This window comes from Photorhabdus sp. CRCIA-P01 (assembly GCF_003545805.1).
In the GTDB taxonomy this organism is placed as follows: domain Bacteria; phylum Pseudomonadota; class Gammaproteobacteria; order Enterobacterales; family Enterobacteriaceae; genus Photorhabdus; species Photorhabdus antumapuensis.
Map to the genome: position 1 here is coordinate 155,246 of NZ_NMQR01000003.1, position 21,340 is coordinate 176,585.

General features: G+C 39.3%; 19 protein-coding genes and 2 pseudogenes. 8 read left to right on the top strand and 13 right to left on the bottom strand.

All coding sequences use genetic code 11. The features are described 5' to 3' along the window. Positions 1–35 precede the first annotated feature (35 nt). Positions 36–488: a hypothetical protein gene (locus D3222_RS03390; protein ID WP_118984862.1), complete on the bottom strand. Its 453-nt coding sequence runs from the start codon at positions 486–488 to the stop codon at positions 36–38. A 281-nt stretch (positions 489–769) separates the two neighbouring features. Here D3222_RS03390 and D3222_RS03395 point away from each other — a divergent pair, with 281 nt between their 5' ends. The 5 genes and pseudogenes from D3222_RS03395 (at position 770) to D3222_RS03420 (ending at position 4,555) form a co-directional block, all read left to right on the top strand. After that, on the top strand, positions 770–961 hold the full coding sequence (locus D3222_RS03395) for a type II toxin-antitoxin system HicB family antitoxin (protein ID WP_232832381.1): 192 nt from the start codon (positions 770–772) through the stop codon (positions 959–961). A 103-nt stretch (positions 962–1,064) separates the two neighbouring features. Next, a pseudogene (locus D3222_RS03400) lies at positions 1,065–1,276 on the top strand (recombinase family protein); the annotation flags it as partial. Positions 1,277–1,331: 55 nt separating this feature from the next. Next, a complete protein-coding gene (locus D3222_RS03405) occupies positions 1,332–2,444 on the top strand; it encodes a class II histone deacetylase (protein ID WP_118984863.1) in 1,113 nt (370 codons plus the stop codon). Positions 2,445–3,315: 871 nt separating this feature from the next. Next, positions 3,316–3,582 carry an LCI fold-containing protein gene (locus D3222_RS03410; protein WP_118984864.1) on the top strand — a complete coding sequence of 89 codons (267 nt, stop codon included), beginning with the start codon at positions 3,316–3,318 and terminating at the stop codon, positions 3,580–3,582. A gap of 670 nt (positions 3,583–4,252) precedes the next feature. Next, positions 4,253–4,555: a hypothetical protein gene (locus tag D3222_RS03420; protein WP_118984866.1), complete on the top strand. Its 303-nt coding sequence runs from the start codon at positions 4,253–4,255 to the stop codon at positions 4,553–4,555. 168 nt (positions 4,556–4,723) lie between these two features. Here the strand turns inward: D3222_RS03420 and D3222_RS03425 are convergent, their stop codons facing one another. From D3222_RS03425 to D3222_RS03440, 4 genes and pseudogenes are all read right to left on the bottom strand, one after another. Further along, entirely contained in the window at positions 4,724–5,923 is a 1,200-nt protein-coding gene (locus tag D3222_RS03425; RefSeq protein WP_118984867.1) for a DmpA family aminopeptidase, read from the bottom strand. Between the two features lie 287 nt (positions 5,924–6,210). After that, entirely contained in the window at positions 6,211–7,542 is a 1,332-nt protein-coding gene (locus tag D3222_RS03430; protein WP_118984868.1) for an aspartate aminotransferase family protein, read from the bottom strand. A gap of 394 nt (positions 7,543–7,936) precedes the next feature. Further along, on the bottom strand, positions 7,937–9,061 hold the full coding sequence (locus D3222_RS03435; protein WP_118984869.1) for a hypothetical protein: 1,125 nt from the start codon (positions 9,059–9,061) through the stop codon (positions 7,937–7,939). Between the two features lie 466 nt (positions 9,062–9,527). Further along, positions 9,528–9,656, bottom strand: a pseudogene (locus D3222_RS03440) (type II toxin-antitoxin system RelE family toxin); the annotation flags it as partial. A 157-nt stretch (positions 9,657–9,813) separates the two neighbouring features. Between D3222_RS03440 and D3222_RS03445 the strand changes: the two are divergent. Beyond that, on the top strand, positions 9,814–10,734 hold the full coding sequence (locus tag D3222_RS03445; RefSeq protein ID WP_118984870.1) for an alpha/beta hydrolase: 921 nt from the start codon (positions 9,814–9,816) through the stop codon (positions 10,732–10,734). A gap of 13 nt (positions 10,735–10,747) precedes the next feature. Here D3222_RS03445 and D3222_RS24955 read toward each other — a convergent pair whose 3' ends face one another. Together D3222_RS24955 and D3222_RS03450 are read right to left on the bottom strand one after the other, a co-directional pair. Beyond that, a complete protein-coding gene (locus tag D3222_RS24955) occupies positions 10,748–10,900 on the bottom strand; it encodes a hypothetical protein (protein ID WP_157975282.1) in 153 nt (50 codons plus the stop codon). Positions 10,901–10,910: 10 nt separating this feature from the next. Continuing rightward, positions 10,911–11,954: a hypothetical protein gene (locus tag D3222_RS03450; protein WP_232832382.1), complete on the bottom strand. Its 1,044-nt coding sequence runs from the start codon at positions 11,952–11,954 to the stop codon at positions 10,911–10,913. 552 nt (positions 11,955–12,506) lie between these two features. Here D3222_RS03450 and D3222_RS26600 point away from each other — a divergent pair. Beyond that, positions 12,507–12,668 (top strand): glycoside hydrolase family 30 beta sandwich domain-containing protein, encoded by a 162-nt coding sequence (locus D3222_RS26600; RefSeq protein ID WP_118984872.1) that lies wholly within the window; start codon positions 12,507–12,509, stop codon positions 12,666–12,668. Positions 12,669–12,709: 41 nt separating this feature from the next. Then, positions 12,710–14,152 (top strand): 6-phospho-beta-glucosidase, encoded by a 1,443-nt coding sequence (locus D3222_RS03460; protein WP_118984873.1) that lies wholly within the window; start codon positions 12,710–12,712, stop codon positions 14,150–14,152. 217 nt (positions 14,153–14,369) lie between these two features. Here D3222_RS03460 and D3222_RS03465 read toward each other — a convergent pair whose 3' ends face one another. The 6 genes from D3222_RS03465 to D3222_RS03490 all read right to left on the bottom strand — a co-directional run bounded on the left by D3222_RS03465 (position 14,370) and on the right by D3222_RS03490 (position 21,308). Beyond that, the gene (locus D3222_RS03465) at positions 14,370–14,789 is read right to left on the bottom strand and encodes an Exc2 family lipoprotein (RefSeq protein ID WP_118984874.1); all 420 of its coding nucleotides are present in this window, start codon (positions 14,787–14,789) and stop codon (positions 14,370–14,372) included. A gap of 93 nt (positions 14,790–14,882) precedes the next feature. After that, complete coding sequence (locus D3222_RS03470; RefSeq protein ID WP_198672733.1) at positions 14,883–15,266, bottom strand: GNAT family N-acetyltransferase; 384 nt, start codon at positions 15,264–15,266, stop codon at positions 14,883–14,885. A gap of 116 nt (positions 15,267–15,382) precedes the next feature. Next, positions 15,383–15,670: a type II toxin-antitoxin system TacA family antitoxin gene (locus D3222_RS03475; RefSeq protein WP_118984876.1), complete on the bottom strand. Its 288-nt coding sequence runs from the start codon at positions 15,668–15,670 to the stop codon at positions 15,383–15,385. 135 nt (positions 15,671–15,805) lie between these two features. Further along, positions 15,806–19,420: a transporter substrate-binding domain-containing protein gene (locus tag D3222_RS03480; protein ID WP_118984877.1), complete on the bottom strand. Its 3,615-nt coding sequence runs from the start codon at positions 19,418–19,420 to the stop codon at positions 15,806–15,808. 3 nt (positions 19,421–19,423) lie between these two features. Beyond that, positions 19,424–20,050, bottom strand: a complete 627-nt coding sequence (locus D3222_RS03485) for a response regulator transcription factor (RefSeq protein WP_118984878.1) — start codon at positions 20,048–20,050, stop codon at positions 19,424–19,426. A gap of 16 nt (positions 20,051–20,066) precedes the next feature. After that, a complete protein-coding gene (locus D3222_RS03490) occupies positions 20,067–21,308 on the bottom strand; it encodes a hypothetical protein (RefSeq protein WP_118984879.1) in 1,242 nt (413 codons plus the stop codon). Positions 21,309–21,340 lie beyond the last annotated feature (32 nt).

Below are 21,340 nucleotides of genomic sequence, written 5' to 3' on the forward strand. Positions count from 1 at the left end.
TACAAAATAAATAAATCCTGACCATAATTTATTACTTAAAGCACCGGCGTAAAAAACCATGGACGATAGCCAGCAGGAGTATCAGAAAGACAAATTCTATGACTCTTACTAATAGAATCATATACAATAATAATATATTCATTGTCTAATGAATATAAGTTAAAACCTTCTCCACCTGCTGCTTTCTTTAGCTCTACTTGTAATTTTGGTTTTGTGGGAGATGGAAACGCGAGCTCAATGCCCATATAACTTTCGTTTCCAACAGTAAAAACATCTCCGCGTACCCAATACAAATCTTTATTCAGTTGAGAAATAGTTGTAATCGCTCCATATATGGGCGTAGAAATACTGAGCACCCATTGAAATTTTGGGTCTGTCACACTTAGCATAGGCTCAGCTGTTAATATAGTTACACCACCGACCACTACTCCAGCTTTCGCATGTCTGGTAGTAGAGACGTCATGGTTAATAATATGATATGCAGCCATTTTTTAAAACCTCCAATTAAAATTAACAATTATATACTAGATCATAAAAAATTTTTTCAAATTCTTATTTTTATATATACCTAAATAATAAACATAATATTTCGATGCTGTTTGTAAAAATAGGGAAAATATAGATGCACAGATTGATTTTACTTCAATGAAATTATTTATTCTGGCATTTTTCCCTCAATGAAAAAGACTGCGTTGACCATTCAGGAAATATATGGCTGTGATATTCTACACATTCCATGGAATGAGTTTAAAGTTGGAAAAAATTAGTTGTGAGAATATTTTTAAAGCATCTTCTTATTATAAAAAAGGGTGATGTACAAGCCAGAACTGTTGCTGACCATCTAAGCAATGAAGATTGCACCGGCGGTAGTTGGGCTTATGTTGATATGGATTTAACTAAATACGATGGAAAAGCCATCAAGCTAAACATTACTATGCCTCAATTGGTGTTACAACCATAGTACGCCTAATGTATATTATGTTAAATAAGTTTGATAAACATGGAAGCAAAAACGAAAACATATCCATTACCCCCTGCTCTGTGGCTGGTCTGGTTTCCAATTTCGAAGTTTGACTGATAAAGAGTCTGGAAGTGATGAACTGAATTTGCTGTGCATGAAAGTCGAAGACGAAGATGTGATTCTAGTCAAAAAACTCGTCAGAGTTTTGACCGTGATACCGCCGATATGGTTCAATTGATAAAAGAATTTGATGAACGAGGCGTTGCCGTAAAATTTCTGGATGATGGTGTCAGTACAGAAAGCGAAATGGGAAAAAATGGTCGCCACTATTTTGATTATATTAATTAATTTAATGTAAAAGGAAGGGATGATGAAACGAAAAACGGGGTTTTTCTTTGATGAACATTGTTTTTGGCATAGTACTGGCGTGCATGTAACGACGTTGCCTGTCGGTGGTTGGGTTCAGCCCCCTTCTGGAACTGTACATGCTGAATCGCCGGAAACAAAAAGGCGGTTGAAAAATTTGATGGATGTATCAGGCTTGAGCCACTCTTTGCACCTTTCTTCGGCATCGACTATTGATGAGCAAACACTACGTAAAATTCATCCGGAAGAGTATCTGAAGCGGTTTAAGCAAGTCAGTGATAATGGTGGAGGAATGCTTGGTATAGAAGCTCCTATGGGACCGGGAAGCTATGAAATTGCTAAGCTTTCAGCCAGCCTTGCTTGTGCTGCGGTGGAAGCAGTGCTTAGCGGTGAGCTTGATAATGCTTACAGCCTTTCTCGACCACCAGGTCATCACTGTTTGCCTGATAAGCCCATGGGATTTTGTTTTCTAGCAAATATCCCATTGGCAATTGAACAGGCAAAAGCACGTTTTGATTTAAAACGAGTTGCGGTCATTGATTGGGATGTTCATCACGGTAATGGTACTCAGCATATTTATTGGGATCGTTCTGATGTTTTGACCATCTCGATACATCAGGATGGTTGTTTCCCTCCAGGATACAGTGGTGAAGAGGATATCGGCGAAGGTGAAGGGACAGGTTATAACCTGAATATCCCATTATTTGCTGGAGCCGGACATAATAGCTATATCTATGCAATGACACAGATAGTACTTCCTGCGCTTGAACGCTTTAAACCTGAACTGATTATTGTTGCCTGTGGCTATGATGCGAATGCGGTGGATCCTTTGGCAAGGATGCAGCTCCATAGTGGAAGTTTTCGAGAGATGACTCAGCTAGTGCAACAGGCCGCAGATAGTTTATGCGACGGAAAACTAGTCGTTGTTCATGAAGGCGGGTATGCGGAGTCTTATGTACCGTTCTGTGGATTGGCTGTACTTGAACAGATGAGCGGCATTCGTACTGAAGTCAAAGATCCAATGTTGGATTTTATACGCTTGCAGCAGCCAAGAGCTGAGTTTGAGCTATTTCAACAACAGCAGCTTGATAAACTTAAAGAAAAATTCGGTCTTTGAGCTTTGTTGCGTAGGTTTGCTCCACATAGTTTGGGAGCAAACCTGTTGTTCTATTTGTTTCAATTTATTCAACACGGAGGATCTATCACCTTACGAACAAATGCTAAGGCTCAATGAAATACTGTTGCCCTCCTTTCCTGCCTTGCTTATTCAGAAATATTATATTTAATAGATATAGCATCTGAGGGCAATAATTATAGAAAGAATTTTTTCACTATGATTATTTTGAAGAAATAATGAGGGAAAATGTTTTCTTTTAATCACATTAAGATCATCCAGAGTCAGGATAGTTGACATTATTACCAGAAAATCCATCCAGTGTGAATGAACAAAATATAAACGCATTTCTTGTTCTCTCAATTGTCAGTGCCGACTTCCCCTTATTTAAGACAGCCCTAGGTTGCTACATTTATACCCTTCATCTTTCAAGCTGCTGCTTTGTTGGCTGCTTTCACTCACCCCAGTCACATAGTTATCTATGCTCCTGGGGATTCATTCACTTGCCGCCGCGCTGCAACTCGAAATCTATTCGGTATATAGATTTCAATCCCTATAAATATGTGAGATAAATCATAAATTCCAGAAAGGTTAAATATACTGATATTCAAGATAGTTTCATGGTAAATTATAGAAAAACAAATTATCATTATATATTAGATTTGCCATTTTTAATTTCTGGTACTATGATGATAAATGGAAGTTAGGTTTCCAACCTAATTCAACCTAGGATTAAAAATATAAGCAGTTTTTGAATTTTAAAATTGTAACATCATCTATGTGGTGATTTATATTTTACATGCATTATCACATATGATTTTGGTAAGTAATACGTTTAAATATGTAAATTCTGAAACTATTTAAGGAGAGTTTTATGTTCAAGAAATTATTAACAGTTGGGGCATTAGCAACAGCATTAATTGGAGGAATTGGGACTGCATCGGCATTCGATGGATATGAATATTGTAGAACTTCGGAAGGATACGATAGTGGGAAGGGGGTAAAAGTTAGATCTGTTGTTCATTCTAGTAACGTTTTTGCTAATGTATTTAAAGAAGGTGGGTATAAATGGTATTTTAAAGCTTCTAAATCTTGTGATAATGGACGATATGTCGCGCTCTATGAAGGTAGAAAAATATAAAATTTTATCAAGAAGCCTTTAATTAGCGGCTTTTTAGAACTTTGAAAAGCCTCGTTGAAAATGAACTGCACCCCAGAAGTTGGACACCAACTAATTAAGGTGCAGTTTTATGAAACAGAAGAATTCCCTTGAATTGAGACTGTCAGTCGTTAGGCATAACGCAATAAATGTCAGAATAATAAAAAAGACTGATGCAGATAGAGTAAGTTCCTTAAAAATAAACCTGCTCATATTTATCCCCGATACCTCCTGGGATAAAAAAATGCTACAGGACATGTTAAAAAACCTGAGATATTCTAATAAAAGAAGATTTTTCTTATGTCATTAATGAGAATAAAACAATTAAGTATAAAAATTTTTCTTGAAACTAATTCTATATAAAACAAAATAAATATACTGATATTTAAGATAGTTTCATGGTAAATTATAGAAAAACAAATTATCATTATATATTAGATTTGCCATTTTTAATTTATGGTACTACGATGATAAATGGAAGTTAGGTTTCCAACCTAATCCAACCTAGGATTAAAAATATAAGCAGTTTTTGAATTTTAAAATTGTAACATCATCGATGTGATGATTTAGGTTTTGCATGCATTATCACATATGATTTTTTAAGTAATATGTTTAAATATGTAAATTCTGAAACTATTTAAGGAGAATTTTTATGTTCAAGAAATTATTAACAGTTGGGGTATTAGCTGCGAGTATTGCATTAACTGGAGGAATTGGAACAGCATTGGCAGCGAGTTGTCCGGGACAGGGCGTAAGCGTAGCAGGGGCAGATAGCTTGGGCTTAAAGTATGCTAGAATTGTTGTTAATCCTTATGACAATTTTGCTAATGTATTTACTCGGTATGAGTCTAGTGTTGGTAAAACGATTACCTGGTATTTTAAAGGGCGTTATGGATCTTGTGATTATAACGGAAGTACCGCTTACGCCGCTTATTATGAAGGCAGAGAAGTTTAAAGTTTTACCAAAAAGCCTCTAATAAGAGGCTTTTCAGGGCATGGATTGCGGTTCAATCGCTTAATTCGATTGCATAGCAATTCAAAATAGCTTTCTGATGAACAGACAATTTTCAATGCTTGTAAAATAAGCACTTCATCGGAACCGGTTTCTTTTTAAATCTAAGCATCAGATTGGGTTTGATCTATATATTTCAGGTGATACTAAAACATTATATTTTTTTAATATCTCTTTAACTCTATCTTTAGGAATAGAATATGAAGTATTACCGTTTCTTCCAACCATTTTTTTGGCGGCGATCATAGCATTAATTATTGCTTCTTCTGTTGCATTTATTGTGGCCTCATACAAAGGATCTAGTTTGTCATTTGACAGCATTTTTATTGTTCTTACATCCTTTCTAGAGAAAGCATCATTATTTGCGGTTGAAAATGCAATAAATATCTCACCACTCGTATTCCTGGCTACCCCACCCACTTTTGCAAGCCCAAGAGATACTCTTTTAGCTATTTTTTCTAATTGGTGAGGAGCTAATGGTGCATCTGTGGCTACCACTGCTATTATAGAGCCGGCATCCTTTATTTTTTTCTTGTCTCCATGATATATCGGGTTGAGATCCTTTATTTCTTTACCAACCGGAATCCCCGAAATAATCAAGTCATCTCTATCGCCAAAGTTGCCTTGAACGAGAACGCCAACAGTATATCCGCCATCTTTCTTATCCAGAATTCTTGATGAAGTACCTGTGCCTCCCTTAAACTTAAAAAGGTTCATTCCAGTTCCGCCCCCGACATTACCCTCTTCTATCGCTCCTGATTTAGCGCTATTCAACGCATGATATACATGTTCTTTTTTTACATGCATACCGTTTATATCATTTAATATTCCATCCCACGTTTCTGCAACCACGGGTAATAACCAAAATAAATCATCTTTTAGTGGTGATGTTAAATTATTATCAATCATCCAGCTAATTGTTGAATCTCTAACAACACCAACACTATGAGTGTTGGTTATTAATATTGGCGTTTCCAGGAAACCACTTTCTTTGACCCATTGATTACCTGTCATATCTCCATTTCCGTTTAAAGAGAATGTACTGGAAAATACCGGGCTAAATTTCTTTCCTCTTGGCAATATAGCTGTTACTCCTGTTCTTATTGGGCCTTTTCCAACTTCTAGCTTTCCATCGCCTTCTATTATGGTTGAATAGCCAACTTCTACACCACTAACATCTGTAATCGCATTATATTTCCCCGTTACTCCAGAGAAAGGAATGCCTAGATCCCTTGCTCTAATCTCATTGGCTAAAGAATTAGAAGCTATCACTGTCGATAGAGATAAAATTATAATATTTAATATTTTCATAACTACTCCTTGTTATACCAAATTAACTCGAAGGTTTAAAATTCAGAACATGAAAATCCAATACGAAAGGGATTTGTTTCTGGCCAATCGGTGTACCCTTTTGCACCATTACCGTAATTATATTATTCAAATTTACAATTTATTGTGATATTCCGCTAATATTTAGCAGGGAGTAAGTTCATGATTGGACGCTTTACGCAGTTGAGTTTCTTATCTTGGATAAGCACCAATACCATGATCATAGTGACGCTCACCTATCAAGTGAGCGTCAAATTTATTCCCCTTCCTTAATCAATGTAATGTAGTACTTCACTAACGGCGTCAAAAAGACGATCCAAATCAGCTCGTTCAGCATTGAACATCGGCCCGAATTGCAGCGTATCACCACCAAAGCGCACGTAAAAGCCCGCTTTCCAAAGTATCATGCTGGCATCAAAAGGACGCACGGCGGCATCACCGTCACGGGCAGCCAACTGAATTGCTCCCACCAGGCCACAGTTGCGAATGTCAGTCACGTTTGGACAGTTTCCGAGAGAGTGAAGAGCGGTTTCGAAATGGGGAGCAAGCTCGGCAGAACGCTGGATAAGATGGTCTTTATCCAGCAGATCCAAGGTTGCCAACCCGGCGGCACAGGCTACCGGATGTGCCGAATAGGTATAACCATGACTAAACTCCACAAGGTGTTCCGGTAGAGGCTGAGACATAAAGGCTTCATAAATTTCACTGCTTGCCACTACGCCGCCCAGAGGAATGGCGCCATTGGTAATTTGTTTGGCGAAGTTAAGCATATCTGGTGTCACACCAAAATATTCAGCACCGGTCCAACGTCCCATGCGGCCAAAGCCGGTAATAACCTCGTCAAAAATCAACAAAATATCATGCTGATCGCAAATTTCACGCAGACGCTGTAGATACCCTTTGGGCGGAATAATCGCACCGGCGGAACCGGACACAGGCTCGACAATAACTGCTGCGATATTGGAGGCATCATGCAGTTCGATCAGTTTGAGCATCTCGTTGGCCAATTCCATGCCGCCGGTTTCCGCCATACCTGGCGTAAACGCCATACCGGTCTGTAATGTATGGGGTAAGTGATCTACATCCATCAACTGTCCGAACATTTTGCGGTTGCTACCAATCCCCCCCAAACTGGTACCCGCAATATTGACACCATGATAACCAAGTGCACGGCCAATCAGTTTGGTTTTCGTGGGCTGGCCTTTTACACGCCAGTAGGCTTGTGCCATTTTGACTGAGGTGTCTAAAGTCTCAGAACCTGAACTGGTGAAAAAGACGTGATTGAGATCACCTGGTGTTAAATTGGCAATTTTTTCTGCTAGTTGAAACGACAAGGGATGGCCGAACTGAAAGCCTGGTGAGTAGTCGAGGGTGCTTAATTGAGCAGCGACAGCTTTCTGAATTTCTGTCCGGGTATGCCCTGCTCCACAGGTCCAAAGACCGGACAGACTGTCGTAAATCCGGCGCCCTTTATCGTCTTTTAGCCATTGCCCTTCGGCAGCAACGATGAGGCGTGGATCGCGTTGGAAACTACGGTTGGCAGTGAATGGCATCCAGTGAGATTTTAGGTTCAACGATTCAGAAAAATAGGTTTCGGACATAGTTAAGTTCCTCTCATAAAAGTAAAATTTGAGTTTAGTTCAATTGCTCTGTTTTCGCCAACAATAACGGTTTCTTATAGATTATAAATATACCTAATAGATTTCGAGTTGCAGCGAGGCGGCAAGTGAACGAATCCCCAGGAGCATAGATAACTATGTGACTGGGGTGAGTGAAAGTCGCCAACAAAGCAGCAGCTTGAAAGATGAAGGGTATAGGTTATTTAAGTTTATTCTGTAAAAACATTGGGCATATTTAACTACGTATTTTAATCTTTTATTTTTATCCGAAAATTCAACTTATTTTCTGTTGTCAAAGTAGAAAAGTAGAATGGATTGAAATATAGGGCGGAAAATCCGCCCTATAAATTATAATAAGATGAAAAAATTCATTTTATCATGTTGAGGTCGTAATCTTATAACTCTGGATGTGATGTTCTTCCTCTTCATAGTCCAAAGCTTTCTTGGTCATATCTAACAGATGTTCATTATGTTTATTACTGCTTAATATGCCCCCTTCTCCCTCTCTTAAGGCATAAATGAACTCAAGACCAGAGTCAACAATCTTTATCTCTTTCAATTCAAAATCGTTTTGATACAAGTAACTCACTATTTTTTGCTGTAAAATCGGCACTAACATCTTGTAAGTAAATCCGGCTACAAGGGTAATAGCTGCACTTATATACCAAAGGGTAGGATCTTCAACATTAGATACTCTTTTTTCCTGCTTAGAGTCATTCTCACTATAATTTTTTTGGACCAGTTCAATTAAAGCAGCATGAGATGCAGTTAAATCAATATGGGCAGAAACTAAATTTTCCACTAATGAATTATCATGGAGTGACGGTGAGGGCTTGCCAGATTTAACTTCCCACTTTCCTTGAGTCGTATAAATAACGGTACACTCCTTTCTTTTATCAAAATCTTCTTCAGTGATCAGTGCGGAATCACTAGATACGTCACTCATTTTGATAAGCTGGTTCTCAACGTATTCTCCAGTTTTAATATAAAATCTTATCTTAGGCTGAATATGGTATGTGTCGTTAGGTGATGGGAGCCAGGAGTAGCCAATAAAACCCTCTCCTGATTCAATACCAAATGTAAGACAGCTATACCACCGATTAATTTCTTGTTCTGTTAGGTCAAAACCGTTTATTTTAATTCCGACTTGGTTAGGTTCAGTTTTCTCACTCAACTTACTTAAAGATGGGTTTATATGTTCGTTGCTAGAATCAAATTCTACCTTCCATATGCTACCTAATTCTATATCTTTAAGAGAATGAGTAGATATTTTTGAGCTAATACCTACTACTTTGTTGTGTGAACTCGCCTTCAATTTAAATTCAAGAGGAATAATAAAGGAGTTTTCGTCTCCCTTTATGTGCTTAGATAATGTCATATAAGTTGATGAGTTAGCAAACACCTTATCACTTACTTCTGATTGTGGTTCACTAAGAAAACACCAAAACTTTTTCTTTTTATCTTGCTGGTTGATGATATAAATCTTGTATTCTGTTGACATAATTTCACCTATAAGTCCGTAAATGAATATTAGGGTTATGTGATTAACTTACATAACAGGTAGAGTAGAACATATAAATAACATGTTCAGGTTATTTATGTTTGCCGTGATAATAATATAAATCTGTCGCAGCAATTAATTATATTGCAAAGATAGAAGCGGTTTCTATAAATTAAAAGCTGCTATAAAAAAGAGTAGTACAGGGAATTTAAAAAACCAATTTTACTTAAATAATATAAATTAATCATGTCGTTATTTATTTTATTACAAGCTGACAAGTTTTGTTATTAAATGGTATGGGACTGGCATTTGGTCTGGGAGGTTAAATTATCAACCATATGATTATATGCAAGATTGTTTCTATTATACATGCGTATGGTTATTGTTGGTGTTGTAATAGTGAACACTTGGTTATATTTTATATATAAGAAATGGCTTATCCATATTCCATATTATTTTGAAGGTGTCAGCAGGTTAGTCTTTTACTTGGTAGTTCATATGCTTCACTCCGTTCGCGCTTACCAACTGCCACCACGGCGATAATCAACACATCATCCATGACCTCATAAACCAAGCGAAAACCAGAAGAGCGTAATACTCACTAACGCTTGCGCTAATATCTGACAGAATTATGTTAGCCATGGAAATATTCCAAAAGACGTGTTAGTAAGTCTTTAGTAGCATTGGAGCTGAGCACGCGACACGAAATGCACCTTATCTCACAATCACCTTTTTACAGAGGAATCATTACTATGCCGCTTGATAAAAATGTTGAAAAATGGCTTGCTTCCATGTCTGAAATCGAAATAGGAGCAAATTCTTCCCTGGAACAATTTCGCATCGTTATTGAGGATACTCTTATCCAACAACAGGGCGAATGGAACGATGCGACATATAATGGCAGCTTTACTGTCCCCGCGGAGGATGGTTTCCCCATTCCTGTTCGCATGTATGTACCCTATGGAAAAGAAAGGATGAGTGATAAACCCGCACTGGTTTATGCTCATGGCGGTGGGTGGTGCGTAGGAAGTCTTGATGCTTGGGATCGTCCTTGCCGTAAGCTGGCGGAATCAACGGGTTGTGTTATCTTCTCGGTAGACTATCGGCTTGCCCCCGAAAATCCTTTTCCGATACCACTAACGGATTTCTATGCAGCTCTATGCTATATCAATGATAATTCAGAAAAATTTGGCATCAATACGCAACAAATAGCGGTCGGTGGTGATAGCGCAGGGGGTAATCTTGCCGTTGCGGCTTGTTTGATATCGCGAAATCAAAAAGGGCCTGTTATTTGCCATCAATTGCTATTCTATCCAGCTTTAGACGCATCAATGGAAACGGATTCATACCATAAATATGGTGAAGGTTATGTATTGACAAAACAGATGATGACATTCTTTTGGCAAGCATACATCAATGAGCACAACAACAGAACAAATCCACTTATCTCGCCTTCTAATTTAACGCATTTTGAAGGGCTGCCAGATGCAACTATTTTGCTTTGCGAATATGATCCGCTAAGAAGTGAAGGAGAATCTTATGCACAGCAATTAAGGGATGCCGGTGTGTCTGTGCAGATTGAAACTATTGAGGGAATGGTACATGGTGCAATGCATATGACTGCGGTAACGCCATCTGTTGAAGTATTCTACAAAAAGTCCCGCTTTTGTTGAAAAGCATCATCTATTATCGGGCCAATTTGATAAAAATTGGCCCCAATGACGCTCTGGAATCATCAGGATACGGGCACTGGTAGTCGCCCATATAACTAGTCATCCCTACAACAGTATCAATATGAACGATAGCCACTTTTGCTTCCGGGGACTTGATTAATGCCATTCTTTAAAACTCAGAACCGACCAATAAAAGGCTCAAGAATCTTAACCGACTCAGCTTCGCTTACATGAGCTGATGTTGCCGTTATAAGTGCTTTATTAAATTCAACTAATTTCAGGCAGGTATTAATACGTTGTGATAAATTTAATTTACTTAAGAGGTTTCGATCTTGCTGATATACAGGCAAGTTAATCTTTGCATTTTGAGCACCTTCACATTTATCATTCTTAAAATACTTAATAATGCTATAGCTGGTGACATCACGAAGAGTATCTGTGGATTTATTATAATTATATGTAGCACCCTTCTCCTTACTGAAATCGTAAATCATGGTAACTAAGGCAATTGAGGGTATTTTCACATCTTGATCGGAAAAAATTTTCTCCCGCCATACTTTTAATATTTTTCCTGAGCGATTAATTATCTCTCTTTTGGGTGTTTTTTTACTGAAAACATTATCAAGTTCGGAATACAGGCTCAGACGTTCTGAACGATACCATTCTAATGTGGCAGCATCTTTTCCATAGTTCAATTCAGAACACCTTTTATCGATAGAGCATAAAGGTGCTGATTTGTTCAGAACATTGAAAAATGCAATATCGATATCTTCTGTACTGTTACTTAAATTTACTACTGGAATCTTGATAGTATAATTATACTTACTACCAAAAACTTCCTTGAATGCATTGACAGCATCATCCTTTAGTTTAACCGGGCTAAGTTTGTCCATAGAGTCGCCACTGTTGTATTTATAAATAAATGCAATGTCAAGATCCGATGGACCAGCCAGAGCCATTCCATAAGCTAAACTTCCCTGAACCTCTATGCCAACCTTTGAAAAAGTACCATACTTGCCCCAATATTTTGCAGAATACAACTTGTCAACAGATGCGCTATACAGCTCGTTCCCAAGTTTATATAGTTGCTCTTCTGTACTTTTTGGTAATGAAATTTTATTTTCAAAGTTAATCATTCTCGTTTCCTGAATTGCTCCTATGGAGAACGAGGAGAAAAAAAATAGTGTGACTGGCAATAAAGAAAAAAATTTATTATTCATATATACTCCTTAAGTTTAGTTAATAACCAGATAGTTTTAAATGGTGGTGGATTTGTTCCTATGCTTCATTGAAAATTTCAATAGGAATTAATTCAGTAGTGATTAATTCAATTCGTTACTTATAATTTTGAATCGCCAATAATATATAAGCAAAGTTTTCAGAGTCTTGCTGCATTGATATATTTATAGAGTGTTGGTTTCAATATCACCATTAATTCACAAATCTGTTCTATGGTATTGGCATTTTTTCCTCATATATCGTTAGTATATCCATCAAAAAAGGGAATTTTCATTATCAAATAACGTGGATTTATTATCATTTAATCTTGGCTTGAGGTTCGGATTAATGCATTTTGGGATAGCTGGTCTATGGAAATGTTGCTGAAACTGGGCTTACCTATGATGGTTAAAGCACTGGAAGGATATAAATTCATAATATGATAGTCACCAAAAGGAATAAATAAAGTGATATATAATCCAGAGTATTATGTCATGCGCCATTTTTCGGGTTTAATTTTACCTGATGCATAACATGTTGAGTTAGAAGGTAATATGTCAGGAAATGCCGTTGCTTTCGAGAATAAGACGGGCTCCCTTGTGGTGAATATAAATAATTCTTATAAAGAAAAGCAAAAAATAAATATTGGTTATAATAATGATATTTGGTCTATTTATTTGGAATCTAACTCGATTAATTCTATTATCTTTAACTAAGAAAGTAGATTTTTGATGAAGATAATAATCAGGAGTTACTTATGAAGAATAAATTTCCTACCGGTTTTTTATGGGGCGGCGCGGTTGCCGCTAACCAAGTTGAAGGTCATTGGGATCAGGATGGCAAAGGAATGAGTATTGCTGATGTTATGACAAAAGGAGAGCACGGTGTTGATCGTGTCATAACTAATGGTATTGAGGAAAATAAAATCTACCCTAATCATCAAGGTGTGAAATTTTATTCACAATATAAAGATGACATTGCATTATTTGCAGAAATGGGATTCAAATGTTTTAGGACATCAATTGCTTGGTCAAGAATTTTTCCTCATGGTGATGAATTACAACCTAACGAGGCAGGATTAAAATTTTACGATGATCTTATTGATGAATTGTTGAAATATAATATTGAACCCATTATTACTTTATCTCACTTTGAAATGCCTTATCACTTGGCTAAGAAATATGGTGGTTGGTATAACCGAAAAGTAATAGACTTTTTTATGAATTTTAGCCTAACGGTTATGGAAAGATATAAAAATAAAGTCAAATACTGGATTACATTTAATGAAATTAATAACCAAATAAACTGGCAATATCCATTATTTGGTTATTGTAATTCAGGCGTGATTTTCCAGGATCACGATAATCCAGAACAGGTCATGTATCAAACCATTCATCATCAATTTGTTGCTAGTGCCAAAGTTGTCAAATTAGGCCATGAAATAAATCCTAATTTTAAAATTGGCTGCATGATCCATATGTCGCCATTATATCCAGCGAGCTGTAAGCCAGAAGATGTTTTATATGCACAACAAGCCATGCGCCAGAAATATATTTTTAGTGATGTTCAACTTCGTGGATATTATCCATCTTATCTTATTAAAGAATGGGAAAGAAAAAAGATAGAACTTCATATTGAAGATGATGATTTAAATTGGTTAAAGGAAGGGTGTGCTGATTATTTAGCGATAAGCTATTATATGAGTAATATCGTCTCTTCATCCACGGAAATGTTAGAAGAAAATAGCCAGTCCCTCTCTTTCTTTGAAAAAGGAAGACATAATCCCTATTTAAAATCTTCTGAATGGGAATGGCAAATTGATCCTATAGGTATTCGATACAGTTTATCTGAGTTATATGAACGTTATCAAAAACCCATTTTTATCGTTGAAAATGGGCTGGGTTCCGTTGATAAATTACCTCAAGATGGTGTTATCAATGATGATTATCGTATTGAATATTTAGCATCACACCTATCTGAAATTAAAAAATCTATTTTATTCGATGGTGTTGATATCCTCGGTTATACTTCATGGGGATGTATCGATTGTGTCTCTTTTTCAACTGGTGAATACCGTAAACGATATGGATTTATTTATGTCAATGTTGATGATAATGGAAATGGGGATTTTTCACGTTATAAGAAAAAGAGTTTTTATTGGTATAAAAAAGTTATAGCAACGGGTGGTGAAGATATGTAATTAAATTAAAAGCTATCCTGTTTTTTGGGATGGCTTATTAATTGTCATCCTTAAACCACCTCTCTAGGCTGTCTCTTATATGGAAGGCGCTTATTGATTCATTCGCAATGATAATATTGCCTCGAAAGATATTGCCGAGGCGGGATTTACAGCAACGGCAAATCAGATTGAGCAATACCCATTACTCCTTGCCTTCATAAGTTCATAGTTAATTTTCTTACTTGTCATAGTAACCCGCCTCGTAAGAATTGATGATTCCGTTAATTAATGCTTTTTTCTTCTTATTTGAAATCTGACTATTGTTGATTTCTTTTGTGTGTACTTTTGGTGAAATGAATATTTCGGACATGCCGATTTCTTGAATTAAATTATCACTCTTAAAATAATTAATTTTTTGCTCAAATTCATGTGAACTGATGTTATTCATTCTATCCTTAACTCCTTCTCGATAAAATTGTTCAAAGAATGGAGTCATAAGCTTAATAGAATTATTTACATGTGTTCCAAAATTAGGGTCAAAATCATCATTAGAGCGATAAACATAATGTCGGGCTTCCCGTTCATAAGGTGGGAGATTTATTGAACAAGAAGATAAAAATAAGAAAATAGGGAAAAAATATAAAGCACGAGCATGCATAAAAAATCCTCAGAAATTTTGCTCTAATAGAAGTTACAAGTCTGGCGAAACGAAAACATACGTTAAAGATGCCTTCTCATCAATAATAGAATGTCACATAGATTTTAACGGTAGGAACAATCGACGGCTTCCTGAACTGAGCAGAGAGAAGCCAAATTGTTCATAGAAGCATTGCGCCTGTTCATCAATGGCATCGACTATCATGGCATAGATGGCGATTTCATTACTGACGGCCAACGTTCGCTTGATAGCATCAACCAGCAGCATCCTGCCTACCCCGTGACCTTGAGCTGCCTGGTTTACAGCTAGCCTGCCAAGTAATGCTGTCGGAACAGGATGCCGGGGAAGTTTACGAGCGAGGGCTTCAGGCAATTGACAGAGTTCAATCGACAGAGTGGAGAGAGTGTAGTAACCCACAATAGTGTTTGGGTATTCCGTGTCAGCCGCTACGAATACTCTGCTGACACGGCGTTTCACATCTTGGCGGGCTTGCTTTTGAATGTAATCATCCAGTGAGGAGACACCGCAGTGGAAGCTGGACCTGTCATGCCTGCTGTCTAGAGGCCCTATGAGTAGATTTAAATAATCATTGGTCATTTATTAATCACGCGCTGATTATGTTCCTCAAAGGCATCTGCCAGTTTTTTGTTGAAGCGAGCCGGTTTGGCCAATGCATTAAAGAAAGCTTCGGAGTCTCGGTTATTCAAATTCATAACTTCGTGCTCATGAATGGTTTTTTCGGCATGTGTCAATGCACTTGTCAATATAAAATTGCTGACAGTCTTGCCTTCGAAGCTTGCGGCGCGTTCCAGTATTTCTTTAGCGCTATGTTTCAGTCGGAGGTTGATACGGTCCTGCTTGGTGTCTATGGCTGTATTCATAGGAAATACCTTCCTTAGGTGTAGATAATATGAGAGCAATGTACGTCAAAATGGTGCCTTTTTCAATTTTTACAATGACAAAAATTACACTTATCTTTTCGAGTCAAGGCTTTTCTTTATAGTTTCATCTAATTTCTAACTACTCTGCAATTCCCCCAATTTCTGCTCAATCTGCTGTTGAAAATATTCCGCACGAGTTAATAAAACGGCGATTGTTTTCACATCACAATGTTCACTTTTTTCGATCCGCAGGCAGACACGTATTCCTTGCTGATATTGCATCAGCGCAAAAGCGCCTTTCATGCGGTGAGCGTGATGCACAACTTTTTCATGGTGTTGCTGGTTTTCCTGTTGTTGCAATTCTGCAATATCTTCCGACATCCCTTGTTGTATTGCACTGAGTAACTGACGCTCTATAGCCACATCTTGTCGAGCCAACGCTTGAATCTCATCGAATTTCAATGTTGCTTCGTCATTAACTTGTCGGTAATAACGGGTCATTTCCGCCAGCAATTTACTTTGCACCAGTGGTTTGATCAATACACCATTCATTCCAGCTTCCAAACAACGAGCCTGTTCGGTAGAAAATGCGTTCGCGGTACATCCCAGAATAATAAATGGCGGTAATTGCCGTAATCGTTCATGTTTTCTCAGTAACTGAGCCAGTTCGTAACCGTTCATCATCGGCATCTGGCAATCTGTCAGCACGATATCGAAATAGCCCTCCTCCACCAGATTCATGGCCTGTTCGCCGCTTTCAGCTAGCGCGATACGATGGCCCGATGGTGCTAACTGTAATGACAACACCTGTAAATTGGCTGGTAGATCATCAACCACTAAAATATTCAAAGATTCATGAAGTTCCGTCTCAATGTTTTCGGTTTTTTCACTTATCGCCTCCTTTTCAATAACAGCGCGCGTAAGCGGTAGCACCACGGTAACCTGTGCACCAACACTGGGCGCACCCGTGATTTTCAGACTGCCACCCATTAATTCAACTAACTGTACAGAAATAGGTAATCCCAATCCCGTACCGGTTTTTCCGCCGTTATCTTGTGTCACCTGTACATAGGGCAGTAAAACCGCTTCATACATGGTTTCTGGAATGCCGCAACCAGTATCAGCAACCACCAGCGTAATTTCATCTTGGTGACTCCCTGGAATAAGCTGATAGCTGGCGCTGATCTGTACACTACCCTGCTCGGTAAATTTAATGGCATTACCCAACAGGTTATTGATGACTTGGGTTACGCGTGTCGCGTCCAGTAGATGATAATATTCAGGCGGCATATCAAACTGATAGGTGAAAAGTAATGCCTTTTCCTTTGCTCGATGGCTAAAAGTTGCCACACAATTTTCCAAAATCGCCTGCAATGATTCCGGCTTGAGATTCAGCACCATCCGCCCTGATTCTATCTTGGAGAAATCCAGCACATCACCGATGATTCCTTGCAAGGATATAGCCGCCTGCCAGGCGATATGTAATGGTGTGGATGGTTGAGTTTGCTGTTTTACCTCCAGATCAAGAATACCGATAATGGCTTGTAGCGGAGTGCGGATTTCATGGCTCATGTGAGCCAGAAAATCTGATTTCTCAAGGCTGGCAAGTTCTGCCTTATCACGTTCCTGGCGTAGTTCCTGCGCCAGCAATTTACGCTCGGTCACATCAAACCAGCCACCAATGATTCCCTGAACAACGCCTTCGGTATTGCTATAACTTTCGAGCCACAAATAAACGTCTTTATCCTGCCCCTGGATAACAATGTTGCGATCAGAAAAATGTACAGGAGCACCTTCCAAACAGCGTAGAAAAATTAGGCTGATTTCTTGCTCATCGGTCGGTTTCAAAAAGCATAGGGAAAAAAGACTACGGCCAATCACTTCAGATCCAATAGAGCCCATTTCATGTCGAAAATAGAGGTTAGCCGCTGTGATGCACATGGTGGGATCGCAGACAAACATTGGCGTAGGCATGTTATTAAAGAGTGTTTCCCAGTACGCCAGCAAATTCTGTAAGTTGCTTTCCGCAGTTTTACGTCGTCTGATCTGGTGTGCAAGATAACTGCCCCAAAAAGCCGAGCTTAACGCAATCACAAGTAATGCCCCTCCCCACAGCTTCACCCAAGGAGAGATTTTATGGTCATCATAAGGCGTGACATTCGCCATGGATAACCACTTCAACCGTAATACCCGCAGTTCATTTGGTGGCAGTGCATCAATGCTTTTATTTAATATGTCAACCAGTTGAGGATAGGCCGGTATGATGGCGTATTGTTCCGGTTGCAACGAGCCTTTAAAGGATTGAATAGAAATATTGGCGCCGTAGCGGCTTGCTTGTAGGTAATCAGCACTAATCAGGCTATCAAAAGTGGCATCTGCTGCTCCGGCCAGCACCATGTCAATACCTTGTGTCACACTGTCAACTTCCACGATGGAAATCTCTGGATATTGCTTCAATAGTGACAAAAGTGCGTTGCCGCGCTGAATCGCCACCCGATGGTGTTTAAGTTGTTCAAACTCATAAGGCGCATTACGCTCACTGCGCGTGATCATCACCCATTCCACGGTACCATAGGGATGACTGAAAGAGAGCCAACGGCGACGTTCGGGCGTGTTGATCATGGAGGTCATTTGCGCTTCGCCATCTTCTAACCGTTTTTTAATGCCTACTGCATCATCTGTTGGGATGAAATTAAAGGTGATGCCACTTTTTTCCCCCAGTAGACGTAAAATGTCTACATCCAGTCCGGTGATTTGACCGTTTTTATCCAGAAAGGAATAAGGCGGTACATTGCGATTCAGTGCCACATTGACGACAGGATTTCTTTTAATCCAGGCTTTTTCTTGCGACGAAAATATTGCTGCGTCGTTATTGTTGCCCAACGCCAGTCCAGAAATCCAACGTTCATAAACTTTATTTCTGATGGCATGAGGAATGGATGTCAAAATCAGATTGACCGCTTCAACCATGCCATCACCGTTGTGACCAAGAAAATCATACCGTTCCCCGAATGAAATATCCCGGCGGTAAGTCAATCCGGTAAACGGACGAAAAGCCAGTAAATAGGCAATCTGGCTTTGTCCATCCAGATAGGCATCCATTTCGCCATCCACGACGGCCTGTATCCCTTCTTGCTGATTTTTTGCTATTAAAATATTGCGGTAATGTTTATGTAATTGCTTAATGACATTCGGATCACTGCTGGGTGCCGCCATAATATTCATTTTGGCAAATGGCATATTGACTTGTTCTTTGCGCATAATCAGGGCAAGTGGTTGTACCAGAATTGGGTAAGTGTCATTTGCTTCATTGCCTGATTGTGATGAGGCGGAATTCGATAACAACTGGATATCTCCACGTTGCAACGCTTTATAAGCTGATTCCCAGTTGCCAAATAGCCGTACTTCCACCGGCCTTTTCAGCACAGTTTCAATCAAGCGCAGATAATCAGCATAAATCCCTTCCAACTTGCCGTCCCAACGATGGATAACCAATGGCGCACCGATACAGCAGAGAATGCCGACTTTTAATGTCGGGAAGCGTGAGGGAAGAACCGCTTGTTCTTTAATGGGCAACGGCAAAAATTCCTGCGACTCTTGCGTGATGTTTGAATAAAACTCCACCGGTAATCCATTGGCAGGCAGTTCTTGCGCATTGCGATACTCGAATAGGTTGAGACTCCAGCCAGATAGCGGTAACAGTAATACCAACGGGGCAAACCATCGCCATTCTTTGCGCCAGCACGTCATGGCTTATAGCCCTAGCCCAATCTGATGCAAATAATTATAAAGTGCGGCTTCATTATCTAACCCTAGCTTTTTCATTGCGCTGATTTTTTGTGCGCTGATCGTCTGCTTAGTACGGTATAAACGCGCGGCAATATCATTCACGCTTAACCCTTGTCCCAACAATTTAATCACTTCCAATTCTTTGCTGGTTAGCGTTTTTACAACTTCCTCGTCCGGTGATTCGAGAAATTGTTCACTTAAATAGGGTTCATAACGTCCGGTTGTACTGTACAACCCTTTTACCAGCTCATGGGATAAACTGTTTTTGTTCAAAATCGCTTTTACTTTGTAATCAATTAATGAAGCAATGATTTTCCGGTCGCTGATCATCGTAATCACCACAATCGGCAAATTCGGATACTGTTCCCGTATTCGGCTAATCATCCTCAGACCGTCGATCTGGTTATTACCCGGCATAATGAAATCCGTAATCAGCATATCCGTTTCTTTTTCCTCCAGCAGAGAGAAAAGCGAAGTGACATCATGGGCTTCCCCCACAATCTGGTAATTCTCCGGCAATGTTGCCAGTATCGTACGTAGTCCTAATAAAAATACCGGATGATCGTCGGCAATAATGACTCGTTTGGGCATGGGTTATTTCTCCAGATTATTTTCTATTGACTATTTCACGTATCGTTCCTTCAATAAAACCGGCGTTTTCTCCCACATGGACGATTAAGGCGATAATGACCAGATTAAATTCGCCTTTGCCATCGGCAATCCGAATTTTTAGTGTCTGTGGTATTTGCGAGACTGAATGTTTAAGCTGTTCGATTTTATGCCGATCTTCCCGATGTACCCAAGCCATCAATTGCGACCAGGAGGCCGGTGCTTTTCCGCGCCGCATCCAGGCAGCATCATTATGATGCCAGTACAGATGTCCTTTGGCGCTTAACCGAAAGCAATTCACCTGTTCTTGATCCAGCATGGCTCTCATTAACAGAAAACGCGCTTTGCGGAGATGTAATACATTGATTATGTTAGATAAAAAACTACAGCATAATAATGCGGGCAAGGTCAATGCTGTACTGTACCAAGCCGCTATCTGCACATTTTGTTGGAGATTGGTTAACGGAGATGAGAATGGCCCAAGACCAAAAATGGTGGCACTCACGATCCCCACCGTACACAGGGATAAAAAGCTGCTTAATACCAGCAGATTACCACTGAGTGCTAGCAGCATCGGCAAACTAAAGGAAAACAGCAGTGCGATCCCTTGCCAGTGAATTTTCCCAGCTTCCGGTGGTGGACTGATGAACAATGCTGTCATGGCAAATAGGGCCACCAGCCATAAGCCATGGATTTTCCAGTTCCCAACTCCATTTTTCTCATGGGTGATGTAGTAGATAACACACAGCGTAAGTGGTAGATAACTCAACACTGAGCCTACGATAATCGGTAATGAAACCGATATGTCGGTAGGATAACCAAAGAGATGAAGTATCCATTTCGCGATAAATCGCTCAATGATTCCACTTAACGAACAGAGTACGGTCAGGCTAATGATGTCCCTTGCCCGCTTCGGCGCCCACATGACACCGTAAAAAAACTGCCAGATCAGCGCTGTTACCACCAGCATCATCACATTGATGCTGGAAAAGATCAGCGATACGTTTACCGGTCTTCCATACCACTGACTGGCAGTTAGCGAAATCAAGGCGCCCGTCATTAACCAGACCGGCCAATACCGTGGCGTCCTGACGCAAAAAATGCCTTGTAACAAGCCTGCCGGAAACCATACCAGTGATGACAGACTCCATGCATCCCGTACCTGTAGGCTTAACAGTGCCAGCGCGAAATTGACCAATGTAAAAATAAACCAGAAGATCACTATCTTTTTCATTTTCATCGGGATCTATTCCGTAACACTGATGTTACATC